The sequence below is a fragment of the Shewanella surugensis genome (assembly GCF_023284005.1).
In the GTDB taxonomy this organism is placed as follows: domain Bacteria; phylum Pseudomonadota; class Gammaproteobacteria; order Enterobacterales; family Shewanellaceae; genus Shewanella; species Shewanella surugensis.
The window spans coordinates 1-4,205 of the sequence record NZ_JAKIKS010000220.1; the positions used below are offsets into that span (position 1 = coordinate 1).

The window sequence follows — 4,205 nt, forward strand, 5'->3', positions numbered from 1 at the left end:
TTGGTTTTTCATTTGAGAACCTTGGCCGATTTTGTGAGAGATTGAAGCTTATAGGCAGCTAACCCTCTTTTCTATACCAAAGTGTGTCGGTTATTATGGCAATCTAAGATTAATGTGTGAGTCATTATAAAAATATCACTTCGACTCATTGTAGTATGTTGATGCAACATGTTGATAGTAATCATTATTAAACATGAAAAAGCCAGTGGCGTTAAGTTGCTGGCTTTTTTTTTTACAGCTTTTTGTTCGCAAAGATTGCCCATTGTCAATGTTTGATCAGAAAGACTCTAATACGAAAGAGTTCGGATCCTTTTGTGACATTGAAAACGGGTTAGCGTATTTGGCATTGTTTGCTGATAGCTTGAATGGGGCTATTAGCCGTTAAACAATTATCAATGTCAGGAGGACGTCAATGAAAAGTCATTATTGTATTTATATACTGCTCATTTTTATATTTTCAGCGCGAGTGAATGCGCTGGATCTACAGCGCTATCAAATCCGAGTCGATGAAATACTCACTCAATCTACAGTCTCACCCAATTATGACAATATGCTCGCGCTGAGCTATCAAGGCATAGACAATGCCGCGATGGTTGAAGCCATGATTGATAAAGTGAAAACGGATAGGATCCCTGATTTTACGTTGATTAAACTCATTCGCATTTTACTCAATTCAGAGAGTTATGATGACACTATTTTAACGGGGATTGAACACTTTCCTTATTGGATCAGCCAAGGGGAAACGCAATATCAGTATTGGTCTGAGAACCACATGATCATGTGGATGTCCAGTGAATGGTTATTGCACGAACATTTGGGCAGACACACGACGCCTAATTTAGCGCAAAGATTAAGGCATTATTTAGCCTTAAAAGTCGAGCATGGCTTTTATGAATTTAATTCTCCCGTGTATTATAAATTTACTTTGGCGGGATTACTTAATTTAGCGGATTTTGCGTTAGATAATCAAATTAAAGGCCAAGCATCGCTTGCGGCACAAAAATTGTTAACACAGTTTTTACTCTTTACCACTGAGGCGGGCACCTATGCGCCGACAACGGGCCGCGCTTATACCGAGCATTATCGCAATCCCGGCAATCACGGTTTGATTTATTTATTAACGGGAATGGGTAATGTGCCACAAAATCCAGGGATGGATGTTAGCTTTTTAGCCACAAGCGCCTTGGATATGGCGCCAGTATTGGACTCATGGCAAGCCAGTTATTCAGGGCAATTTATGAATAGTCATTCTTTAGCTGAGAGTTTTACACTGAATAGTGATCTTACCCGCGAAGACAGAGCGGTGTTTCAATGGAGCATGGGGGGCTATTTCGCCCCTTCGGTGGCAGAAGATACCCTTTGGGCTATCGATCATTATGATCTCTCTGAGCATGAAGCCTTTAAAAATTTTGCCGGAATGCCTAATTTCTTGCAATGGTTCGCTGACAGCGCAGCAACCATAGGCGCGACCTTTAGCCGCAGTTCCGTCCTCACTGGCACGCGGCTCAACCTTTATAAAAATGCCGGCTCAGCCTTAAGCTCAATGGATAATTTCTGGGGCGGCTATTATGGCTATCAGCAATGGCCAATCGTCGCAGTGGCCGATGATATTGCCGTGTGGCCGTTATCGGGAGATGTCGATGATTGGTCGACTTATCGTCCATATACTGCCAATACTCATCTGCCTAAAGTATTGCAGCAAGATAATCTAGCCTTGATTTTATATTGGCCCAATACTGAAATTAGCTTAGCCAATACCTTTGGTTTAGGGGAGATCAGCACCAAAGTGAATATCTATTGGCCAGAAAGCGAGTTTGATGAATGGCAACAAGAAGGGCGCTGGCTGGTGGGTCGTAAAGGTGACAGTTATGTGGCCATATTTCGCGATTGCACTGATAAGGTCAATGATATTTATAGCTGTAAAGGTGATAGAGGCCGACAAATGTGGGGCAGCTATGTAGGCAACACACAAACCCATGGCAGTTACGATGCGTTTTTGGATGTCATTCGTTCATCCAGTTATAAAGAAAGTTACACGTGGAATTGGAAACAGTGGCAATTTCAATATTATGGCCGTATCACCGTGGGCGATAAAAGCCTCAGCTATACGTGGAAATAGCGCATGATACTTCGAAATAGAAAGCCTTTAGCTATGAAGGAGCCTTCAGCTATTAGAGCCCTCAGCTATTAGAGTCCTCAGCGAGAAAAGAGTCCTCAGCGAGAAAAGAGTCCTCAGCGAGAAAAAAGCCTTCAGTCATAAACGCCATCAGCTATAAAGAGCCATTAGTAATAAAAATGAGTCATAACAGTCATACCTGAAAGAGTGGTTATCCCGTGATGTGATAGCCGCTCTTCCTATTAGCTTGTGGCCATCCTTTTCTCTTTCTCTTTCCCATAATTACTTGTTAGACATTAGTCTTGTTTCGCTATAAAAACAGACGGTTATCAGTCTTTTAAATTGCAAGTATATCTGCAAACGCTATTATCCAACCTCTTTCAAACTAGTCGTTAACACTTGTTGCAACTGGTTGGTTTATAATATTGACAGGAATAATGATGAAACCCTTGTGGAATGCTTTTTTGTTACTAATGAGTCTTTTTAGTGCTTTCAGCGTGAGTGCGAAATATGATTCAAACATGTCAGGTGTGGTGACGAGTGTATTGACTTATACGGGTAATGATAGAATTCTGATTAAATTAGATTAAATTAGATAAAATGCCAGAGCATCCAAGCTGCAATGACTCTTTTTTTGCCGTTGATGGGACGCTCCCAGCTGAGCGTCGTCAGCAAATATTAGCGCGTTTGTTAACAGCCTTTGCAACAGGGAAAAAAACCAATATAGGGTTTGATGCAAAAGGGGGTTGTGCTCACGGGTATATTCGTATTCACCGAGTGGGTTAAGCGATAGTTTTAAGCTGCTTACAGCGTATTCCGAGTTCCTCATTAAGTATTTTATTGAGCCTAAGGCTCGATTAACGAGTTAGCGAGATCACAAGGAAAGTGAATAAAGTCTTTCATTTCTTATTGCCTTTTCTTGTGTGGCTGGCTTTTATTTATTCATTTTACTCATCCTAGTTACTACTTTTTAAGGTCATTATGATTGCTTATTTTCATGGCTGTCGGCAGATAAGCCGGCGGTTAGTGTTTATGACAAAACCGTTTTTTTATTGCATTCTATTATTCAGCTCTAGTCTCTGCGCTTTCAGTTTACAGGTGTTAGCGGGTGATGATGACTTCACCCAAGAGCAGCAAGAGGAGATGGAGCTAGCCCAAGAATATTTTCATGTGCTGATGGATGCCATGTCAACGGAAGATAGAGAATCCTTTGAGATTGATATGCAAGTACGGCAACAAAAAGCATTGAGCAGGCAGCAATGCTTGGCAAAAGGCACTAAGTGTAATACTAAGATGGCCGCTACAGGCGATGGTGAAGATGATGGCATAGGCAGTCGAATACCGAAAGCCAGCAATGCATTTAAACAGTTAGATAAAGGCCTATTTGGGGAGCTCATTGATTTAAATACCGGTACTGTGATCTTTAATCAAACGGATTTTATCGCCAAAGGCAATGGCCCCGATATTAAAATAAGTCGCACATTATCGGATCAATCCAACCCACTTTTACGAAAAAATTTAGGGGATTGGGAATTAGATATTCCTAATATTCATACAACCCTTTACCTAAAGAAGTATGGCGGGAAAAGGCCCTCGGATGTAAAGTACTATTCTGGTGCATGGGGAAGGGGTAAGGCTTGCTCAGGTAATTTAAATCCGGGAGGTTTTAATCAAAATGATCGATATCATAATAACATAGTGGCTAGAAACGGTCTTTGGCAAGGGGATATATTATCCCTGTCGGGTGAAAAATTAACACCACTTTTACAAGTAGCAGATGATAAGTTTCCTCGTAAAACCCAATCTAATTGGCGTTTCAGTTGCACGACTCTAGCCAATCAACCGGGGGAAGGGTTTATTGGCTATTCACCTGATGGCACCAAGTATACTTTTAACCAGCTTATTACCGCTCGGAATCATCTACCTGAATCATCTTTGTTTTTAGATGTTTATTTAATGGTGACTAAGGTAGAGGACCGGTTTGGTAATAGCATTATCTATCATTATAACAAAAAGGACCAATTGATAAAAATTACCGCCAGTGATAAACGGGAAGTCACCTTTGTATATGAAAATAATGAAATTAAAA

The 4,205-nt window shown here is 40.9% G+C and carries 2 protein-coding genes and 1 pseudogene; all 3 read left to right on the forward strand.

The window, feature by feature from the left end; translation table 11 throughout:
• Positions 1-412: 412 nt before the first annotated feature.
• On the forward strand, positions 413-2,119 hold the full coding sequence (locus L2764_RS25940) for a hypothetical protein (protein ID WP_248943242.1): 1,707 nt from the start codon (positions 413-415) through the stop codon (positions 2,117-2,119).
• A 597-nt stretch (positions 2,120-2,716) separates the two neighbouring features.
• Positions 2,717-2,902 (forward strand): hypothetical protein, encoded by a 186-nt coding sequence (locus L2764_RS25945; protein ID WP_248943243.1) that lies wholly within the window; start codon positions 2,717-2,719, stop codon positions 2,900-2,902.
• 246 nt (positions 2,903-3,148) lie between these two features.
• Positions 3,149-4,205, forward strand: a pseudogene (locus L2764_RS25950) (hypothetical protein); the annotation flags it as partial.

Excerpts from the sequence above, each read along its gene's own strand:
- L2764_RS25940 (WP_248943242.1), top strand. The coding sequence starts at position 413 with ATGAAAAGTCATTATTGTATTTATATACTGCTCATTTTTATATTTTCA.
- L2764_RS25945 (WP_248943243.1), top strand. The coding sequence starts at position 2,717 with ATGCCAGAGCATCCAAGCTGCAATGACTCTTTTTTTGCCGTTGATGGG.